Origin of the sequence: Mycobacterium gordonae, from assembly GCF_002101675.1 — a bacterium.
Classification (GTDB): Bacteria; Actinomycetota; Actinomycetes; order Mycobacteriales; family Mycobacteriaceae; genus Mycobacterium; species Mycobacterium gordonae.
Genome location: NZ_LQOY01000072.1, coordinates 1 through 20,013, shown reverse-complemented (window position 1 = coordinate 20,013; position 20,013 = coordinate 1). Strand labels below are relative to the sequence as shown.

Sequence of the window (20,013 nt, the reverse complement as noted above, 5' to 3'; positions counted from 1 at the left end):
GCCGCGGGATGCGCACATCGAGCTGATTCCGGTGAAGACTGCCACAGTGTGGGAGCAAGGGTGCTGCAATTCACTGCGACCACGTGTGCAATCGGTTCACCGATCGCCTGACCAGCGACCCGATGGTCAACCGAGCCCGATAGCGGATCCCCGCCTAGCAGATCGCAAGCGGTTGCGCGAGGCGACCAGCTAACGAAATCATCTCGAATTCAACATTTTTCGCCTCGAAAACGTCACCGTAAGGCGGCAATGCCTGCCCTGCATGCAGGGCATGTTGGAGTACTGCTTCGGCATCCCGGTTACACCGATTTCACAGTGCTACAGTCGATTTCGTGAACGACTCGGGCATCGGGCCAAGCCATACGCCGCCCATCACTGCAGACCCGCAACCATGAAGAGGCGGAACATATTGCCGCAGTGAACAAATCGTCGAATTGCGAGTAGGCCCGGTCCGGTCGTTGCACGCGGACACCACAGCGACAGATGAGGAACTATGGCAGAAATCGACTTCGCTCAAGCCTGGTACTTTCTCGATAGTGCGGGAAAGCGTTTCCATCTGCGCTTCCGACCCAGCTCGGCACCCCCCGACGAAGAGCGGCTCGACGACGGAACCGGCCAGCTGATAGCGGTCGTCGCAGACGCTCGCCGAGCCGACCGTAACCATCGAATTGCCATCACCCGGTCCAACGTCTTACTGACCGAGGTGGAATCCGCCCTCGACGGCTGGGAAGACTGGGCCGCCGTGCTCGACGCCGGAACCTACCGCTGGATCAGTCTGCCGCAGATTCAGCGCCGGATCGACGCCGCCGGCCTCGGGCCTGCCTCGCGGGAGTCGGGAAGCAGGTCCCGCGGTGCGGCATGATTTCTGGGGAACTCCACCTTCATCAGGGAGAACACGCGTGACTGCGCTGTGCAGAGATGAGCGGCATGACTCGCCCTAGCGGCCAGACGGGCGCGCGTAGGTCTGCTCGCGTAGAACTATTGAGTGCCCGAGATCCCCGCGCAGTACCTGCTGTCGGCTGACGCACCGAGTCCGCGCACGCTGATCGACATCATCCGGGCCACCGCCGCGCGCTACCCGGACGCCGCCGCGATCGACGACGGCGAGGTCCAGCTCACCTACAGCGAGCTGATCGAGGACATGACCGACAGCGTCGCCTGGCTGGCCGCCCGCGGTATCGGACGCGGCGACCGTATCGGGATCCGGATGCCGTCGGGCAACTACTCGCTCTACACGGCGATCCTTGCCGTGCTGGCCGCCGGCGCCGCCTATGTGCCGGTGGACGCCGACGATCCCGACGAGCGGGCCGAACTGGTCTTCGGGGAGGCCGGCGTCGTCGCCGTCATCACCGACAAGGGCATCCAGCGCACCCAGGGCGCAAGCCGGGGTTGGCGGGCCGAGGCCCCGCTGGCCCGTGATGACGCGTGGATCATCTTCACCTCCGGGTCCACCGGCACTCCGAAAGGGGTAGCGGTCAGCCACCGCAGCGCCGCCGCCTTCGTGGACGCCGAAGCGCAGATGTTTTGCCAGGACAGCCCGATCGGGCCCGGTGACCGGGTGCTGGCCGGGTTATCGGTGGCATTCGACGCGTCGTGTGAGGAGATGTGGCTGGCGTGGCGGCACGGCGCCTGCCTGGTTCCGGCGCCGCGGTCGCTGGTGCGCAGCGGGATGGATCTTGGACCCTGGCTGGTCACCAGAGACGTCACCGTGGTCTCGACGGTGCCCTCGCTGGCGGCGCTGTGGCCCGCCGAAGCGCTGGAAGCGGTGCGGCTGTTGATCTTCGGTGGCGAGGCGTGCCCGCCGGAACTTGCCGAGCGGCTGGCTCAGAACGCGCAAGAGGGTCGCGAAGTCTGGAACACCTACGGCCCCACCGAGGCCACCGTGGTGGCCTGTGCCGCCCGACTCGACGGATCCGGCCCGATCAGCATCGGACTGCCGCTGCGGGGATGGGACCTGGCCGTGGTCGACGCCGAGGGCGGCCAGGTCGGCTACGGCGAGACGGGCGAGCTGGTGATCGGCGGCGTCGGCCTGGCCCGCTACCTCGACGAAGACAAGGACGCCGAAAAGTATGCGGCCATGCCGACACTCGGCTGGAAGCGGGCATACCGCAGCGGGGACCTGGTGCGGCTGGAAGAAGACGGGTTGTACTTCTGCGGCCGCGCCGACGACCAGGTCAAGGTCGGCGGCCGGCGCATCGAGCTCGGCGAGGTGGACGCTGCGCTGGTCAACCTGACCGGCGTCAGCGGCGGCGCCGCCGCGGTTCGCCGCACCGCTTCCGGCACGGCCGTGCTGGTCGGCTATGTGGTGAGCGCGGACCCGTCGTTCGATATCGTCAAGGCGCGCAACGAACTTGCCGGACATCTGCCCGCGGCACTGGTGCCGCGGCTGGTGCTCATCGAGGATCTGCCCACCCGCACGTCGGGCAAGGTCGATCGCGACGCGTTGCCGTGGCCGCCGCCGGGAAGCACCGACACCGAGGAAGCGCCCGCCCTGGCCGGCACCGCGGGCCGGTTGGCGCAATTGTGGCGGGATCTGCTGGGCGCCAACGTAACCGGTGAGGAAGCCGACTTCTTCGCCCTGGGGGGCGGATCTCTGGCCGCCGCGCAGTTGGTCTCCACCCTGAGGCAGCAGTATCCCCAGATCACCGTCGCCGACCTTTACGACCACCCCCGGCTGGGTTCGCTCGCCGGCTTTCTCGACGAGTTCGGCCCACCGCCGCGGGTGGAGGAGCGGGTGGTGAAGCCGACTCCGCGCCTGACCCAGCTGATACAGACCGTGTTGGCGGTGCCGCTGGCCACGCTGTCTGCGCTGCAGTGGATTACCTGGCTGGCATTGGGGAACAACATTGCCCGTGCTCTGCATCTGGTGCCCTGGACCGTGGCGGTGAGCTGGTGGTGGGTGGGGATCGCGTTCCTCCTGTTCGTCACGCCGCTGGGCCGGATGGGCACCGCGGTGCTGTTCGCCCGGCTGTTGCTGTGGAACGTCAAGCCGGGCAGCTATCCCCGCGGTGGTTCGGTGCACCTTCGGGTGTGGCTGGCCGAACGACTGGCCGAAGCCGGTGGCGCGGAAAACCTGGCCGGCGCACCCTGGCTCGTCTACTACGCCCGGGCGCTGGGCGCTGAGATCGGCAAAGGCGTGGACCTGCATTCGGTGCCACCGGTGACAGGTCTGCTGACCGTCGGTCAGCGCAGCGCGATCGAACCCGAAGTGGACCTGCGCGGGCACTGGGTGGACGGGGACGTGTTCCACGTGGGCGCCATCACGATCGGAAACGACGCGACGATCGGGGCCCGCACCACCCTGCTGCCCGGCGCGGTCGTCGGCAAGAACGCGGACGTGGCGCCGGGTTCGGGCGTGACCGACAAGATCAAGAACGGCCAGTATTGGAAGGGTTCGCCGGCGGCGAAGTCCGGCCGGGTGAATCACCCGTGGCCCGACGAGCGGCCGGCGCGCAAATCGTACTGGGTGGCGGGGTACGGGTTGACGTCACTGGCGCTGGCCGGGCTGCCGCTGCTGGCTTTGATCGCCGGGTTGTCCATCATCGGGCTGGCCGTCCACCACACCCGCACCCTGTCGCAGGCGGTGCTGCCGGCGCTGCTGTGGACGCCGTTGGCGGCACTGGCCGGGTTCGCGGCCTACGCGGTGGTGACGGTGGTGGCGGTGCGGGTGCTGTCGATCGGGCTGCGCGAGGGGTATCACCCGGTGCGCAGCCGCGTGGGCTGGCAACTGTGGACCACAGAACGCCTGATGGACGCGGCGCGCAACTACCTGTTCCCGTTGTACGCCAGCCTGTTCACCCCGGTATGGCTGCGCATCCTGGGCACCAGGGTGGGTCGGGGCACCGAGATCTCCACGGTCTTGCTCACCCCCAAGTTCGCCGTCATCGAGGACGGCGCATTCCTGGCCGACGACACCATGGTCGCCTCGTATGAGCTTGGCGGGGGCTGGATTTATGCGGCCGAGACCACCGTCGGCCGGCGCGCATTCCTGGGCAATTCGGGTATCACCCAGCCGGGCCGCCGGGTTCCCGACGATGGTTTGGTCGCGGTGTTGTCGGCGACGCCACCGAAGGCGAAGCGGGGGTCGTCATGGTTGGGCAGTCCGCCGATGCGGCTGCGCCGGCGGCCCGCCGAGGCGGATGAGGAGACGACGTACAGCCCGCCCCGGCGCTTGAAGGTGATGCGGGCCGCGGTGGAGATCTGCCGACTGCTGCCGGTGGTGGTGACGGTGGCGATTGGGGTGGCGGTGCTGGGCGGATTGCAGGCGCTGACAATCACTGTCGGGATATGGTGGGCCGCGCTGTCCGGCGGCCTGGTACTGCTGGCCGCGGGCGCAGTCGCGGGATTGGTGACGGTCCTGGCGAAGTGGATCCTGGTCGGGCGGATCAGGGCGAGCGAGTTCCCGCTGTGGTCGTCGTTCGTGTGGCGCAACGAGCTCGCCGACACGTTCGTGGAAACCGTTGCGGCGCCCTGGTTTGCGCGCGCCGCCAGCGGCACGCCGGTGATGAACCTGTGGCTGCGTGGCCTGGGTGCCGCCGTCGGGCGCGGGACATGGTGTGAGACGTACTGGCTGCCGGAGGCGGACCTGGTCGCCCTCGGCGAGGGCAGCACCGTCAACCGCGGCTGTGTGGTGCAGACCCACCTGTTCCACGACCGGATCATGCGGATGGACACCGTCGTGCTGGAACCGGGCGCCACCCTCGGTCCGCACTGCGTCGCGCTGCCCGCCGCGCGGGTTGGCGCCGGAGCGTCCGTCGGCCCGGCTTCGCTGGTGGTGCGCGGCGACGAAGTGCCCGGATCGACACGCTGGCAAGGCAATCCGGTCCGGCCGTGGGTGCCCCGGAAGAAGGGCCGCAAGGAAGCGGCGGACGTCAAGGACAATGCCGCGTGAAGTCTCCGGCCAAGCAGCTGGGTGTGGACCCCTACCTGCCCCAGAACGGCAGCTTCGGCTACACGGTGTCACGCTACGAACTCGACCTCGAATACAAGGTCGCGATCAACCGGCTCTCCGGTACCGCGACCATCACCGCGGTGACGTCGGTCGAGTTGGGTGAGTTCACCCTTGACCTATCGAATGCGCTGTCGGTGTCCCGCGTTTCGGTGAACGGCAAACGCGCCGCCCGCTTCAGCTGCCGGGGCGGCAAGTTGCGCATCGTACTGGGCTCGAAATTGCCTACGGGCGCCGCGATGTCGGTGGTGATCCGTTACGGCGGCAACCCCAGGCCGCTCCGAACACTATGGGGCGAGGTGGGATTCGAAGAGTTGACCGACGGTGCCCTGGTCGCCGGGCAGCCCAACGGGGCCGCCTCCTGGTTCCCCTGCAACGACCATCCCAGCGCCAAGGCCGCCTTCCGGATCCAGATCAGCACCGAGAGCGCCTACCGGGCGATTGCCAACGGCAAGCTGGTGTCGTCTCGGGCGCGGGCGTCGCAGACCGTGTGGACCTATGAGCAGCCGGAGCCGACGTCGACCTACCTCGTCACGCTGCAGATCGGGGTGTACGAGCAGGTCCGGCTCGCCAGAACACCGGTGCCGATCCGGGCCGCGCTGCCGGCGCGTCTCAAGGACAATTTCGACCACGACTTCGCGCGCCAGCCCGACATGATGGAGTTGTTCATCGAATTGTTCGGGCCCTATCCACTGGCCGACGGGTACACCGTCGTGGTGACCGATGACGCGCTGGAGATTCCGCTTGAGGCGCAGGGCATTTCGATCTTCGGCGCCAATCACTGCACCGGCACGCGAGCCAGTGAGCGGCTGATCGCGCATGAGTTGGCGCACCAGTGGTTCGGCAACTCGGTGACCGCGCGCCGGTGGCGGGACATCTGGCTGCACGAAGGGTTTGCGTCGTATGCCGAGTGGTTGTGGTCGGAGCGCAGCGGCGGGCGTTCTTGTGACGCGCTGGCCCGTTACCACCACGACCAGCTGCGCCAGAAGCCCCAAGATCTGTTGCTTGCCGATCCTGGACCCCAAGCCATGTTCGACGACCGGGTGTACAAGCGGGGCGCACTGACCCTGCATGCGCTACGGGGACAGCTGGGTGACGATAAATTCTTTGCGCTGCTGAAGGATTGGACGACCCGGTACCGCCACGGCACCGCGATCACCGAAGACTTCACCGGGCTGGCGGCCAACTACAGCGACGAGTCGCTGCGTCCGCTGTGGGATGCCTGGCTGTACTCGACCGAAGTCCCTTAGCGGTCGCGCCCATAAATCGTCGGGGGTCAATGGGTCGTTCGGATTGCCCCGTGGTCGCGTGCCCGATATTGACTGTGGGTCCTGGGCGGCTCGTCTGATCGAGCGTGCGTCCACGGCGGCGACACGCCAAAAGCGGCGCCACCAGCGCACAGTGGAAGCCACATGCGCACACTAAATGCGATCAGCGGCCGAAGCACTCCCGCCGCGGCATACTGACCGCCCGCTCCGGCAGCGGAATGGCGGGACCCCGAGGACCTTGCGAACGAGTCGCTTAGCTACAGATTCGCCAGGTCGTCGGGCACATCGACGGCGTGCTCCTGCAGGACCTCGAGCGGCACCACCTCGAGGGTGCGCTCATGGGTACAGGCCAGCACCACCGGAGCGGCACAGCCTTCGCGGTGGGCCCGCAGCCAGTTGCGGGCGGTGACGCACCAGCGGTCGCCCGGCAACAACCCGGGAAAACGGTACTCGGGCACCGGTGTTGACAGGTCGTTGCCGATCGATCGCTGGTGCTCAAGAAAATCGGCGGTGACGACGGCGCAGATGGTGTGCAGTCCGCGGTCCTCGTCCCCGGTGGAACAGCAGCCGTCACGGTAGAAGCCGGTGAGCGGCTCACTGCCGCACGGTTCCAACGGGCCACCGAGCACGTTGCGATCAGGCATGGCCCCAGTATCGCGCCTTGTGGCGTTGCATCGCAGACATTCTGGAGGTCTTCAAAAGGTGACCGCGGTCAGCAGGGGATCGGGCGAGATGGTGCCGGCCTCGTCCTCCGCGGACCCCCACTCGAACACGCCTTGCGGGTTGCCCATGCGTCCGCTGATGACAGCGTCCTCGGCAGCATCAAGTACGTCCCGGGTTCGGCGTTGGTGTGCCAGGGCGATGCGGCCGACCAGCACCGCCGATCACAGATGCTGCCCGAAAGCCGCGACATGTGCCAGCAGCTTCGGTTCGAGCGGTCGGAGCAAGCGATGATCGAGCTATTGCTCGCCTGCGGACAAGTGCGGATATCACTGGCCTGCTGGTTGATGCTCTGCGCAACCGCGGCACCGACGATGACGTGGCCGAAGCCCAGGCCGCGGGTGATCGGCTGGCAGCGATACTTCAGTTGGGCGGAGGCCCCGGGCTTCGAGGGGCATATGCGGTGGGCCGCCCAGATGGACTAGGTTCAGCGGCGTGATACTTACGGGCGCTTTTCTGGCCGATGCGGCGGCTGTCGTCGACAACAAGCTCAATGTGTCGGGCGGGGTGTTGTCCCGATTCGCGCTCGGCCCCGATCGGTCAGCCCGGTTTGTGCTGGTGGTGCTGACCCAGGCCGAGCCGGGTAGCACCGACCGGATGGTCAAGATCGAGATGCGGCCTCCGACGGACGACGACCCGATCCGGCTGGAGTTCGAGGTGCCCGAAGCGTCGGTTGCCGAATTTCCGGGGTTCGCATTCTTCGAGCTGCAACTACGCCTGCCTAGTGACGGGCGCTGGGTGCTGGTGGTGACCGGCGGCACTGGGGCTATCTCGCTTCCGGTGCTGGTGACGGAGTTCGCGCCGCCGCCGTCGCCGCCTTCATTCGGGCTCTGATATTTGGCGCGAGCGCCTTGTGGGCGCGAGCGACCGCTAAATGCCAGCCGCCACGGCGTGTCCGTGGCAACACGCGCACGCTCGCGGGGCCGCGGCGTGCATCCTTGGCGTCAGGCCAGCGCGGGTAGCACAACGTCGGTGAGCAATTGCACCGACTTCCACGCCTCCTCGACGGGCATCCCGCCGACCAGCGGATGCAGCACGATCGGGCCGTAATAGTCGGCCGCCCGGAACTCGGCGATCAGCTGATCCGGCGTCAGAAACCGGTATCGCCCAGAAGCCTTGACCTGCTCGAGCGTCTGCACGCCGGGCAAGTGCATCAGTGAGCGCTCGTCGGCCGACCATCCGCCGTAGGTGACGGCTTCCCACAAGATGTGTTCGCCTAGCTCCGCCCAGGCGCGGTCCGGATCCTCGTGCAGGTAGATCATCCCGCGGTTGACCGGGCCGGGCATGATGACGAACGGCTTGATGCCGGCTTCGGCGCACAGTTCCCGGTAGTGCGCCGCGACGTCGGGCAGGTGGTCGGCCAGGCTCAGTGGCAGACGGAACCGCGCGGCACGACGAGCGGTGGCAAGCGAGCCGCCGCCGACATACAACGGTGGATGCGGTTTGGTCCAGGTTCCGGTGCACACGCCCGGCTCAGCGCCGGACCAGACCGTCAGCATCCGCTCGACCAGGCTGTTCATCAGCCGCCCGCGCCGGCTGAAATCCACACCGAGCGAATCGAATTCGACGCTGCGATAGCCCAGCCCGACGGTGGTGTGCAGCCTGCCGCGACTCATGTTGTCGACCAGGGCTATGTCTTCGGCGAGGCGGACCGGGTTCCACAGCGGCCCCAGCGCGCAGTCGACGCTGGCGATCATGGTCGAGGTTCGGGCCAGGAACATCGCCGCGGCCATGATCGGGTTGCAGCTCCAGCCATGCCCGGTGGCGTGGTGCTCGTCGACGCTGACCGTGGTGATGCCGTGCGATTCACCCCACTGCGCCAATTCCAGTGCCGCGGTGAGCAACTCGCTCTGTTTTCGCGGATCTCCCTGGGGGGAGGCGAAGTTGAACCGCAGCACCGTCAGGATCATGGTCGGCTACTGGGCCTGGGACTGCAGGAAGGCGGGAAAATCGGGGAAGAGCGCGCGGTCGACGACCTCGATGCGGGTGCCGCCGGCGTCGACGTAGTAGGCGAACATCGCCAGCTTCGAACCGGGCACATCGGCGGTCATCTCCAAGGAGAACCCGTTGTCTTCCAGCATCGTGGCCGTCTCGGCGAGGTTGTCGGCGAAGTAGCCCAGGTGGTGCACGGCGTTGCCGGGGGCCGCCACCCACGGCGTTCCCGGCACCTCCTGAATCAGCTCCAGGTGTGGCGCTTCCAACGAGTAGACGAAGTTGGAAGTCAGGTCGCGGGTTCCAGCGACGGTACGAAAGGGCAGTGTGTACTTCATCGGCTTGATCCACCCGTAGCCCGCCAGTTCGGTGAACCGGGCCATCGCAGCGTCGAGATCGGGCACCACGATGCCGATGTGGTAGAGGTCTGCCGGTTGAAGTGCGAGCGCCATAGTAAGTCCTCAGATGCAGTCGGATGCGCCGTCGACGACGAACACCGCACCGGTGGTGTAGCTGCTTTGTTGGGTGCACAAGAAGGCTACCGTGGGCGCGATCTCCTGAACCGACCCGAAGCGGTGCAGGGGGATATGCGCCAGCTCGGCGTCCATGAGCTCCGTCACCGAATGCATGGGCGCGGTCATCGGGGTGTCGATGGCGCCCGGCGCTACGGCGTTCACCCGGATGCCCAACGGCGCCCACTTCACGGCAAGGTTTCTTGTTACACAGATGATTCCGGCTTTGGCGGCGCCGTAACCGGGCACCAGCGGGACGGCGCGCAGCGCCGACATCGACGCGAGGTTGACCACGCTGGCACCACCCGCGGCCGTCGATGCCTGCAGCGCGCGGCGCAGCCCGACGGTCAACCGGTACGGCCCGGTCAGGTTGAGCTCGACTGACGCCTGGAACCCATCGGGCTTCGACTCGTCCAGTCCCCCGGGGAAATTCGCACCCGCGTTGTTCACCAGCACATCGAGTTCGCCGAATGTCCTTGTCAAGGCGTCAACGGAGTCCGGCTCGGTGATCTGCAATTGGCGATAGGTCATGCCAGCGAGATCCGTCTCGTATTCGGCTGCGCCAGCTTTGGTTCCGGTGATGGTGACCTCGGCGCCGGCGTCGCGGAACAGGGTGGCGATGCCGTGGCCGATGCCGCTGGTGCCTCCGGTGATCAGTGACGTGGTACCGGTGAAGTCGAAGCTGACCCGTGCCGTCATGAGTTGCTCGCAATCTGTTGCTTGAGCCAGGCTGTCTCCCAGAAGTTTTCGCTGGTAGCCAGCAGTTCCTCGTGGGCTTCTCTGAGCACTTCGCGTGCGCCCGGGTGGTCGCGGGTGACCAGTTCGGCGAGGTGGATGGCGTGCAGCGGGCGGCCCGCGCACAGGTGGGCGCGGGCGCGATCGACGAGTGCGTCGGCGCCGGCGAGTTCGACGATGTCAGTGGCCACTTCGCCGAACCCGACCGGATACAGCTCGGTTGTCGAGCGGTGATGGAACCATCCGGAGTAGTTCTCCCAGATGGCCCGCACATCCCAGGCGACCTTGCCATAGCCCTGACCGACGTCGAGCTCCGGCGGCAGCGTAACCTCACGCATCAGCGCACTAACGTCCTTGCCGGCGTTCATGCCGGCGACGGTCTGGTCATGAATGTGCGCAATCGCGTTGCGAAGCCGGGTCAGCTCGGAGTTGATGCGCTCGGCACCAGTGATCGGGTCGAAATGGCCGGTGACCAACATCTCGGGCTGCAACTCACGCACCCGTTCCACCGAGGCGATGGCCGTCAGGGCGTCGCGGTACCGGTCGCCGCGGATGGTGACCAGGTTGGGGATGTGCCCGAAAATTGGTCCGAATGTGTTTCCGCACAAGCAGATTCCCTCATCGGGCAGCCACACCACCAGCGAGTCGTTGGTTTCGCCGCCGGGCACGGCAATGAGTTCCAGCCGGCGGGTCCCCACCTGCAGGGTCAGCGTGTCCTCGAAGTCCAGATCGACCGACGGAACACTCTGCGCCGGTAACTTCTTGGTGCCGAGACGCTGTTGGATGGCCTGGATGCCGGTGGCCAGGGTGTCCTTGAAGGCGAACGCGCTGCGGCTGGCCCGATATGGGATGAGACGCTCGTTGTCGTCGCGCCAGATCTTCCAGTTCGCTTGTGCGACAACGGTGGTATCGGGGTCGCGGACGCTGTCCAGTCCACCGACATGGTCGACGTGGCCCTGGGTGAAGATGATGTAGCGCACCGGTGCGGAGTCGACGGCATCGAAGTTGGCCCGGTGTACCGGGCCCTCGAAACCCATGCCGGTGTTGACGATCACCCGGCCCTGATCGGTGGTAAGCAGGTAGGCGTTCGACAATCCCGGCGAGCACCAGATCCCAGGGGCGATCTCCTCGGCCCGCTCGGCGGATGCCGGGCGCATGGCATCGGCGCCGGGGCGGCTTCGGTACACGGGTTCGGATGTCACTGTTTCTCCTTCATTCGGCGCGGACGTCGAATCTGTCGAAGTAGAAGTCGAATCGCGCGCGGAGTTCGTCGGGCGAGATGCCGAAGTGACGCTGCAGGTCGTAGCGGATCCGGCCGTGCTTGCCACGCGGGTTGCCGTCCAGGTACTGCTGGAACTGTCGGCGCACCTTGTCGGTCAGTTCTTCTCCGCTGCGGCGGTAAAGCTCGGTCAGCAACGATATTTCGTTGCCGTTGAGCTGATGGAAACCGATGTCGACGCTACGTTCGGCCGGCACCAGGTCGCGGTCCCGCACACACGCGCTCAACAATCGGTGCACACGGTCGGTCCAGTAGTTCAACAGCCAGCCCGGGTCGATGCTGGTCCGCCGCAGCCGGTCGGAGTAGGCCATCATGGTGATCGCCGACTGGATCACCGCAACGGGATCGCGGTGGGTGAACGCGACCGTAGCGTCGGGGAACGTCGCCATCAGCGGACCGAGTTGCTCGCAGTGTTGCGGGCTCTTGAGCACCCAGGTGCGCGGGCCGCGCAGGAAGGTGAGCGCCTGCAGCACCTTTCGCAGATATCGGTAGTGCCGGTGCTGATCCAATCCCAGGTAGTAATCACGCCAATCCGGCACCCTCGCATGCCATTCCAACACATAGGAGGCCAGGTCGAGGTCGAGGATCTCGACCTCCTCCTCGATCGCCTCCGGGAAACGGTCGTGCATGGCGGCCACCACCGGGGCGCTGGCCATGAGTGCGTCGTGCTCCTGCTTGCATCGCGTGTAGCGAGGATCCACACCGAAGATGTCGGGGCCTTCGCCGGGGGCCGGTATCGGTTCCTGACTCTCCCAGTACGGCAGCGCACGCCGTCGGCGGTCAGCGGCGATGAGGTTCACCAGGTGAGTGGTGCCCGAGCGCGGCATCCCGACAACGATGATCGGCCGTTCGATCGGGATCGACTCGATCTCGGGATACCGCTTGATCAGGTCGGTCAACGACAACCGGTTGCGTAACAACCGCACGACTCGTTGCCGCAAGGTGGATCGCGAGAGTTGACGCAGCCCGTCGTCGCTTTCAATGGCGGCGACGTGCGCACCGAGCCGATCGGTGAAGCCGTCGGTTTCGCCGAGGTCCGAGGCGCCTGCGCCGTCGCGGGCCTCGGCGAGCATCGCATCAAGGTCGAACTCGATGTGACGACTCTCGGTGAACTCCAGGATCTGGCGCTGGACGTCGGTCAAGCGGGGCGACGTCAGATCGTCGAAGTCGATCTGGTCACCGTCCGTGGTCCCGACGTCCGCAGCGTTCACCGATGCACTCCCGAGCCTTTTCCTATGTCGAATAATCGATATAGAGTTCGAAAATATGACGGCAACGCTAGACGGGTGCGCCCCGCAACGTCAACCCGCTTCCCCTCCCACCGAGCGAGTGGTCGCCATCATGGAGCTGCTCGCTTCTCAACCGACGCGCGGATTCACTCTCGCCGAGATCAGTCGGGAACTCGGCATCAGCCGGGCCACCGGCCACGCGATCATGAGCACGCTGGCGGGCCGGCAGTGGGTGGTGCGCGCGGCAACCGGCGCCTACACGTGGGGCCCCGGCATCGCGTCGCTGAGCACACCGGCCCCCGAGTTGAGGCACCACGGAATACTGCAGAGCCTGGCGGAATCGATCGGGGCGCAGGTCTTCCTGGCCCGGCGGGAGAGCAATTCGATCGTGGTGATCGACAGTGCGGGCGAAACCGCATCGGGGGTGCACGTCGAGCGGGGACTACGGATGCCGCTGGTCGCGCCCTTCGGCCGCGACTACATCGCGTGGAGCTCCACCGCCGCCCAGCGCTCTTGGTTGGCGGGCATGGGCAAGCCGACGACCGCCATGTCACGCCGAATGAGTTTGATTCTCAACGAGATTCGCGAGCGCGGTTACGTCATCGAACGTCTCAGCCGCGAGTACATCCGAGTTTACACTGCACTGCGCGCACTGGGTGCCGACGGGGAACCCGACGCCATCACCGTGCGGCTGGCCCGCGCATTGGCCGACTTGACGGTGATCGACATCCTGGCCGCCGAGTTCGCCGAAGCCGGCTTGCACAACATCGCCACCATCTCCGCTCCCGTCTTCGACGCCGACGGGGTCGTCATCATGTCGGTCAGCGCCGCACCGTTCACCGAACTGAGCGGTGCGCAGGTCGCAGACCTCGGCGACAAGGTCTGTGCCGCGGCCCGAGATATCGGGTGCCCGCGGTAGCCTGCAGCGGGAATCGACCCCGTCCACCTGACAGGAAGGCATGCCGGTGCTCGTCGTCACTACCAATGACATCCCCGGTTGGGAAATCCAGCGTGTGTGCGGCGAAGTCTTCGGACTCACCGTGAGGTCCCGAAATGCGTTCGCGCAGTTCGGTGCCGGCTTCAAGTCGATGTTCGGTGGCGAGCTGCAGGGCATGACCAAGAACCTGGCCGAGAGCCGTAATGAGGCGATGGCCCGGCTGATCAACGAGGCGCGCGCCAAGGGCGGCAACGTCATCGTCGCGATGCGCTTCGACACGACCGAACTCGGTGACGTGTGGACCGAGATCTGCGCCTACGGCACCGCGGTCCAGGCGGTGCCGGTCACCGACGGCGCCCGCTACACCGCCTCGCAGCTCGGGTACGGCGGCGCGCCGCAGCCACAGCAGTAGCCGGGTGGCCCCTCGGGCGTGCTCGTCTCAGGCGGGAGCGGTAGTTTCACCCAGTGATAGTCGGGGCCTTCCTGGCCGAAGCTGCTTCGGCGACGGACAACAAACTCAACGTCTCGGGCGGCGTGCTTCTGCGATTCACGGTCGAGGACGATCGGCTGGCTCAGGTCCTGCTAGTAGTACTGACCCAGGCTGAGACAGGCAGCCCGGAGCGGCGTGTCGACGTCGAGATCAGGCCGCCGACCGACGACGAGCCGTTGAACATCGAATTCGAGTTGCCCGAGGCCGCCACCACCGCCGAACTCGGCTTCGCGATATTCCCGATCGAGGTCACCCTGCCTGTCGACGGCCGCTGGGTGCTGGTGGTGACCGGCGGGGCGGGCATGATCTCGCTTCCGCTGATCGTAAGTGGCTAGGTAAAGCCGATGGGAACACCGAACTACCCGGAAACCCCGAGCCACAGCCGCCCTGGGGGCAGCAACCGCAGCAGCCGTACGGCTACCAGCCACCTCCGCCTCAGTACCCGTCCGTCCCGCAATACCCCGGCTACGCCGTCGACCCGCAGGCGCCGTTCGGACGCGATCCGGCCACCGGGATGCCGCTGTCGGACATATCTTCCACGACCGCCCTGCTTCAGCTGTTCTTCGGCACGTTCGGCGTCGGCCGCTTCTAGCCTGAGTCCACCCAGATCGCGGTGATTCAGTTGTGCCTCGGTTTTGCCCGGTCTGATCTTCACCGTGTTCTGCATCATCGGTCTACCGGTGCTGCTCGCTGTCGCCATCTGGGGCTTCGTCGATGCCATCATGGTCTTCACCGGCAGCGTCACCGACAACTACGGACGCAAGCTGCGCAGCTAGCCCACTCACCCCCAAAGTGACAGCGGGATAACAATTTCCACCCTCAAAGTGTCGCGGGCCGGTATGCCGCGGGGCGGGTTGCGCCCGTCCGCACTTACCGTCGCTTGGTGCAACGTCGAACCGCTCTGAAGCTGCCGCTGGCGCTGGCAGCCGGCACGGTATTGACCCGGACGCCCCGGGCGTCAGCCGAGGCGGGCCGGTGGCCGGCCGACCGTGCGCACAACTGGTATCAGGCGCAGGGCTGGCTCGTCGGAGTCAACTACGTCACCTCGACTGCGATCAACCAGCTCGAGATGTTCCAGGCGGGCACCTATGACCCGCGGCGCATCGACAACGAGTTGGGCGCGGCCCGATTCCACGGGTTCAACACTGTGCGGGTGTTTCTGCACGACCAGCTCTGGGCGGCGGACCGGGCAGGGTTTCAAGCCCGGCTGGCGCAATTCGTTGGAATAGCTGCGCGGCACGGGATCAAGCCGCTCTTCGTGCTGTTCGACTCCTGTTGGGACCCGTTCCCCCGCATCGGCCGGCAGCGGGCACCCCGGCCAGGCGTGCACAACTCCGGATGGGTGCAGGGTCCGGGCGCCGAGCACCTCGACGACCCGCGTTACGCCGCTGTGATGCAGGAGTACGTCACCGGGGTGTTGAGCCAGTTTCGCAACGACGACCGCGTGCTGGGGTGGGACCTGTGGAACGAGCCCGACAATCCGGCCCGCGAGTATCGCAAGGTGGAGCGCAAGGACAAATTGGACCGGGTCGCGGCCCTGCTCCCCCAGGTGTTTCGCTGGGCACGGGCGGTCGATCCGGTGCAGCCGTTGACAAGTGGTGTCTGGCAGGGCAATTGGGGCGATCCCGGTAGGCGCAGCGCGATCGCCGGCATCCAGCTCGACAACGCCGACGTGATCACGTTCCACAGCTACGCGCCGCCGGAAGAGTTTGAGGGCCGCATCAGCGAACTCGAGCCACTCGGGCGCCCGATCATCTGCACCGAGTATCTGGCTCGCTCACTGGGCAGCACGGTGCAGGGCGTGCTGCCGATTGCCAGGCGGCACAACGTGGGTGCGTTGAACTGGGGGCTGGTCGCGGGTAAGACCCAGACCTATTTTCCGTGGAGTTCATGGGATCATCCGGCGACGGCAGTGCCCAAACAGTGGTTCGCCGACTTGCTACAGCCCGACGGGCGGCCATTCGCCGATGGCGAGGTCCAGACAATCCGCAAGCTGGCAACGGGGCAAGACCGCGAGTGAACGGCTTGGCCCGTCCGCCCAACGCGCGGATCAGCCCGGGTTACCAGCTTTACCGTCTGCGCCTCTGTCCGCCGGGCTGCCTCCTGCGCCCGTTCCACCAGTGCCGCCGAATCCTCCGGCGCCGCCGAAGCCGCCGATGACACCCGAGCCGCCGTTGCCGCCGTTGCCGCCGTCGCCGCCAGAACCGCCCTGTTTGCCATTACCGCCGAGCCCGCCGGTGCCTCCTGTGCCGCCGACACCGCCAGAGCCGGATCCGGTTGCGCTGCCTCCGGCGCCACCTAAGCCGCCGGCGCCGCCGGGCCCGCCGGAGGTAAAGATGGTGTCGCCGTTGCCGCCGATTCCGCCGGTACCACCGGCGCCACCAATGCCGCCGGTACCGTTTTCGGTTCCGCCACCTGCACCGCCAGCACCACCAGCCCCACCGGCTCCGCCGTTGATGAAGATGGCGCCGCTACCGCCGTTGCCACCTGTGCCGCCGGCCCCGCCGGTACCGCCGACACCGTTTCCGAAGGCGAAGCCACCGGCGCCACCCTTCCCTCCCGCGACCCCGGTCTGACCTCCCGCTGTTGTGGGATGTCCTGCGTTGCCTCCCGCGCCGCCGACGCCGCCGTTGCCGTAGGTGCCGGTTGCGCCGTTGGTCCCGCCATCGGTGCCGGCCCCACCGGCCCCGCCGAGGCCGCCCGAGCCGCCGACGCCACCGTTTCCGCCAGCCTGGGGGTTGATTCCGTCGCTGCCCGCCGCGCCGGCACCACCGGCACCACCGGTGCCACCGGTGCCGCCCTTCCCTCCATCACCGCCGCCGACACCATTGACGCCGGCGCCGCCCGCGCCGCCCTTTCCGCCATTGCCACCTTGGGACCCGAAACTGCCGTTAGCTCCTGGCGACGCACCGTTGGCTCCCGACCCGCCTACGCTTCCGTTTCCGCCGTTACCGCCGGTGCCGCCGTGGCCGTTATTTCCTGCGGAACTGAGGCCGTTGGCACCGGCTGATCCTGCGGCACCGCCCGCTCCGCCGTCTCCGCCGTTCTGCCGGATACCGCTCGGGGGCAGCACGGAATCTCCTCCGCGACCGCCGATACCGCCGTTGCCACCGTCACCGTTGCGCCCGCCGATGCCGCCTCCAGCGCCACCGGTCCCGCCGGCACCGGCGTTTCCGCCAGCCCCACCGCCAGGGGCGCCGAGGCCGCCGCTGCTGCCGTTGGCTCCGGTCCCTCCATTACCACCGGTGCCACCGGTGCCGCCGTCGCCGGCCTTGCCAGCGGCGCTAGTGGCTTGCCCGCCGGCGCCGCCAGTCCCGCCGGCGCCACCGGTGCCACCTTGGATACCGCTGCCGTCGATGCCGGCACCGCCACCGCCACCCGTACCGCCAGCTCCGCCAGCACCGCCGTTCCCTACGGCGCCAGACAGGTTGCTTCCCGCCGAGCCGCCGGCACCGCCGAGCCCTCCGCCACCACCGGCGCCCGGGGCAAACTGACTCGATCCACCATCACCGCCGCGACCCCCGGCACCGCCGGCACCACCGTCACCGTTGAGGCCGCCTGCACCACCGGAATTGCCGCCGGTGCCACCAGCACCGCCGGTGCCACCAACGCCACCGGCCGCACCGGTGTTGAATCCGGCGCCTAGGCCGTCGCCGCCTTTACCGCCGATGCCGGCGTTGCCGCCGTCACCGGCAAGAGCTGCAGCCCCGGCACCCGCACCGGCCGCGCCGCCGGCACCACCGTTTCCGCCTGCGCCGCCGACGCCGCCTGAAATACCGCCATCGCCACCGACCCCTCCGGCTCCGCCCACGCCGCCGTCACCGCCGGCACCGTTGGTACCACCCGCTGCGGCGTTTCCACCGATACCGCCAGCGCCGCCCTGTCCGCCGGCGAACCCGGTTGCACCGGCAAAGACGCCGTCACTGCCAGCGGCACCTGCACCACCGTTGCCGCCAGCACCCCCGGTGCCCGCATTCCCGGCACTGCCGCCGGTGCCGCCTGTACCGGCGGCGCCACCAGCGCCCGCGGCACCGCCGGCACCGCCATCTCCACCGGCGCCACCCGCCACCAACGATCCGACGCCACTGGCTCCGGCTCCACCGTTGCCGCCGGCCCCACCCGCGCCGCCCAGGCCGCCACTGCCGTTCACGCCGCCGGCACCGGAGCTACCACCGATACCGCCGGTGCCACCCGCACCGCCATTGAAACCTGTGGCACCTGTTTGACCAGGTGTTACTGCCGCCGCTCTGCTGTCACCGGCACCACCGGCGCCACCGGCACCACCGGCACCACCGTTACCCGCACTGCCGGCAGCCCCGCCGGTTCCAAAGATTCCCGCGGCGCCACCGGCACCCGCCGCGCCACCAGCGCCGCCGTTACCGCCCGCTGCACCCGCTGTCCCGACGCCGACACCGCTGGCACCCGCGCCGCCAGCGCCACCAAGGCCGCCCGCACCGCCGGTGCCGCCAGAACCGTTCAAGCCGGGACCAACCCCGTTACCGCCGGCACCACCGGCACCACCGGCACCACCGGCGAACCCGGTGGCACCCGACTGCCCCGGCACCGCACCCGCAGCCCCCTGGGCACCGGCACCACCAGCGCCACCGATGCCCCCGGTGCCACCGGCGCCCCAGGCCCCTGTGGTCCCGCCGCCGCCCGCGGCCCCGGCTGCGCCACCGGTCCCGCCGTCACCGCCCGCGCCACCAGCCACGGCACCACCGACGCCGCTGCCTCCGGCGCCACCACCGCCGGCGACGCCGCCCGACCCGCCGGCACCACCAGTGCCATTGACCCCGCCGGCGCCGCCGGCGCCGCCGGCACCGCCATCACCGGCACGTGCTCCTGCGGCGCCGCTGCCGTCGATACCGGCACCACCGAACCCGCCATCTCCGCCGAGACCGCCGCGACCGCCCACGCCTCCGCCGCCGACACCGAAGCCGGCATTACCGCCGGCACCACCAGCACCACCAACACCACCGACTCCGGCGACGGTCGTACTCGAACCGCCATAACCGCCGAGGCCGCCGGCGCCACCAGCGCCACCGTCACCGTTGACACCACCAAGGCCGCCCGAGGCGCCACCGGTGCCACCAGCACCACCAGCGCCGCCGAACCCGCCGGCTACACCCGAATTGAAACCGCCGCTAAGGCCGTCGCCACCCTTACCGCCCGCGCCGGCGTCGCCGCCATCACCGCCGAGCCCCGCAGCACCGGCACCGCCGCCAGCAGCACCGCCAGCGCCGCCGTTACCACCGGCACCACCCGCACCGGCCTTAGTGATGCTGAGCCCACCTGTGCCTCCGGTACCACCGGCACCGCCATCGCCACCGCTGCCGTTGGTCCCGCCGGCACCTGCGCCACCGCCGACGCCACCGGCACCGCCCCGCCCGCCGGCGAACCCGGCCTGGCCTATCGTGCCGCTCGCGTTGTCACCGGCGCCCCCAGCACCGCCATCCCCACCGGTACCACCAACACCTGCTTTACCCACAAAGCCACCGGTCCCGCCGCTACCGGCAGCACCACCAACACCGGCGGCACCTCCGGCACCGCCGTTGCCACCATCGCCCCCGTTAGCGCCCAGGCCCACTCCGCTGGTTCCAGCAGCACCCTTGCCACCACCGCCACCGTTGCCACCGATACCGCCGACGCCGTTCAGACCACCGGCCCCCGACGCGCCGCCAGCTCCACCGGCACCCCCGGCACCGCCGGCCGCGCCATCAGGAATCCCCGCCGTGCCGTTGCCGCCGGCGCCGCCGACCCCACCTGTACCGCCGGTGCCGCCGTCACCATATTTCCCAGCGGCACCCGTGCTGGAACCGGCGCCGCCAGCGCCGGCCTTACCGCCGGCACCGCCGGCGCCGCCGTCAGCGCCCTGACCGCCATACGCTCCCGGGTTGCCGCTGTTGTCGATCCCGTCCGCACCCGTACCGCCCTGGCCGCCGACACCGCCGCCGCCACCCTGA

18 protein-coding genes are annotated in these 20,013 nt (G+C 68.2%); 9 read left to right on the top strand and 9 right to left on the bottom strand.

Annotated elements, in window-relative coordinates; translation table 11 throughout:
* Positions 1 to 493: 493 nt before the first annotated feature.
* The 3 genes from AWC08_RS11585 (at position 494) to AWC08_RS11575 (ending at position 6,198) form a co-directional block, all read left to right on the top strand.
* A complete protein-coding gene (locus tag AWC08_RS11585) occupies positions 494 to 862 on the top strand; it encodes a hypothetical protein (protein WP_065132233.1) in 369 nt (122 codons plus the stop codon).
* Between the two features lie 123 nt (positions 863 to 985).
* On the top strand, positions 986 to 4,891 hold the full coding sequence (locus tag AWC08_RS11580) for a Pls/PosA family non-ribosomal peptide synthetase (protein WP_069434580.1): 3,906 nt from the start codon (positions 986 to 988) through the stop codon (positions 4,889 to 4,891).
* The gene (locus tag AWC08_RS11575) at positions 4,888 to 6,198 is read left to right on the top strand and encodes a M1 family metallopeptidase (RefSeq protein ID WP_069434579.1); all 1,311 of its coding nucleotides are present in this window, start codon (positions 4,888 to 4,890) and stop codon (positions 6,196 to 6,198) included. The genes AWC08_RS11580 and AWC08_RS11575 overlap by 4 nt, the downstream gene beginning before the upstream one ends.
* Positions 6,199 to 6,473: 275 nt before the next feature.
* Here AWC08_RS11575 and AWC08_RS11570 read toward each other — a convergent pair whose 3' ends face one another.
* Together AWC08_RS11570 and AWC08_RS11565 are read right to left on the bottom strand one after the other, a co-directional pair.
* A complete protein-coding gene (locus AWC08_RS11570) occupies positions 6,474 to 6,860 on the bottom strand; it encodes a DUF2237 family protein (protein ID WP_065132237.1) in 387 nt (128 codons plus the stop codon).
* A 51-nt stretch (positions 6,861 to 6,911) separates the two neighbouring features.
* Positions 6,912 to 7,094 (bottom strand): hypothetical protein, encoded by a 183-nt coding sequence (locus AWC08_RS11565; RefSeq protein ID WP_065132239.1) that lies wholly within the window; start codon positions 7,092 to 7,094, stop codon positions 6,912 to 6,914.
* Positions 7,095 to 7,166: 72 nt separating this feature from the next.
* On the opposite strand from AWC08_RS11565, the gene AWC08_RS11560 reads away from it, so the two are divergent.
* Positions 7,167 to 7,361, top strand: coding sequence for a hypothetical protein (locus tag AWC08_RS11560; protein WP_142283531.1), 195 nt, complete (start codon positions 7,167 to 7,169; stop codon positions 7,359 to 7,361).
* Between the two features lie 10 nt (positions 7,362 to 7,371).
* Positions 7,372 to 7,770 carry a hypothetical protein gene (locus tag AWC08_RS11555; RefSeq protein WP_065132243.1) on the top strand — a complete coding sequence of 133 codons (399 nt, stop codon included), beginning with the start codon at positions 7,372 to 7,374 and terminating at the stop codon, positions 7,768 to 7,770.
* A 110-nt stretch (positions 7,771 to 7,880) separates the two neighbouring features.
* On the opposite strand, the gene AWC08_RS11550 is transcribed toward AWC08_RS11555, so the two are convergent.
* Genes AWC08_RS11550 through AWC08_RS11530 form a run of 5 tightly spaced genes read right to left on the bottom strand, consistent with a single transcriptional unit; the run spans position 7,881 to position 12,605 of the window.
* Positions 7,881 to 8,846, bottom strand: coding sequence for an LLM class flavin-dependent oxidoreductase (locus AWC08_RS11550; protein WP_065132245.1), 966 nt, complete (start codon positions 8,844 to 8,846; stop codon positions 7,881 to 7,883).
* 6 nt (positions 8,847 to 8,852) lie between these two features.
* Positions 8,853 to 9,320 carry a VOC family protein gene (locus AWC08_RS11545; RefSeq protein WP_065132246.1) on the bottom strand — a complete coding sequence of 156 codons (468 nt, stop codon included), beginning with the start codon at positions 9,318 to 9,320 and terminating at the stop codon, positions 8,853 to 8,855.
* Positions 9,321 to 9,329: 9 nt separating this feature from the next.
* Positions 9,330 to 10,079, bottom strand: a complete 750-nt coding sequence (locus AWC08_RS11540; protein ID WP_065132248.1) for an SDR family NAD(P)-dependent oxidoreductase — start codon at positions 10,077 to 10,079, stop codon at positions 9,330 to 9,332.
* Positions 10,076 to 11,272 (bottom strand): MBL fold metallo-hydrolase, encoded by a 1,197-nt coding sequence (locus AWC08_RS11535; RefSeq protein WP_065132264.1) that lies wholly within the window; start codon positions 11,270 to 11,272, stop codon positions 10,076 to 10,078. Before AWC08_RS11535 ends, AWC08_RS11540 begins: the two co-directional genes overlap by 4 nt.
* 55 nt (positions 11,273 to 11,327) lie before the next feature.
* Entirely contained in the window at positions 11,328 to 12,605 is a 1,278-nt protein-coding gene (locus AWC08_RS11530) for a sulfotransferase family protein (protein ID WP_065132250.1), read from the bottom strand.
* A gap of 55 nt (positions 12,606 to 12,660) precedes the next feature.
* Between AWC08_RS11530 and AWC08_RS11525 the strand changes: the two genes are divergently transcribed.
* From AWC08_RS11525 to AWC08_RS11515, 3 genes are read left to right on the top strand one after another with little or no spacing between them, the layout of a single operon-like run.
* On the top strand, positions 12,661 to 13,542 hold the full coding sequence (locus AWC08_RS11525; protein ID WP_065132252.1) for a helix-turn-helix domain-containing protein: 882 nt from the start codon (positions 12,661 to 12,663) through the stop codon (positions 13,540 to 13,542).
* Between the two features lie 46 nt (positions 13,543 to 13,588).
* Positions 13,589 to 13,972: a YbjQ family protein gene (locus tag AWC08_RS11520; protein WP_065132266.1), complete on the top strand. Its 384-nt coding sequence runs from the start codon at positions 13,589 to 13,591 to the stop codon at positions 13,970 to 13,972.
* Positions 13,973 to 14,025: 53 nt separating this feature from the next.
* Entirely contained in the window at positions 14,026 to 14,385 is a 360-nt protein-coding gene (locus AWC08_RS11515) for a hypothetical protein (protein WP_065132253.1), read from the top strand.
* A 23-nt stretch (positions 14,386 to 14,408) separates the two neighbouring features.
* On the opposite strand, the gene AWC08_RS38135 is transcribed toward AWC08_RS11515, so the two are convergent.
* Positions 14,409 to 14,705, bottom strand: a complete 297-nt coding sequence (locus tag AWC08_RS38135; RefSeq protein WP_232008026.1) for a hypothetical protein — start codon at positions 14,703 to 14,705, stop codon at positions 14,409 to 14,411.
* Between the two features lie 228 nt (positions 14,706 to 14,933).
* Here AWC08_RS38135 and AWC08_RS11505 point away from each other — a divergent pair, with 228 nt between their 5' ends.
* On the top strand, positions 14,934 to 16,070 hold the full coding sequence (locus tag AWC08_RS11505) for a cellulase family glycosylhydrolase (protein WP_065132254.1): 1,137 nt from the start codon (positions 14,934 to 14,936) through the stop codon (positions 16,068 to 16,070).
* A 30-nt stretch (positions 16,071 to 16,100) separates the two neighbouring features.
* Here the strand turns inward: AWC08_RS11505 and AWC08_RS36150 are convergent.
* On the bottom strand, positions 16,101 to 20,013 hold a 3,913-nt coding region (locus tag AWC08_RS36150; RefSeq protein ID WP_178132177.1), incomplete at its 5' end, for a PE family protein.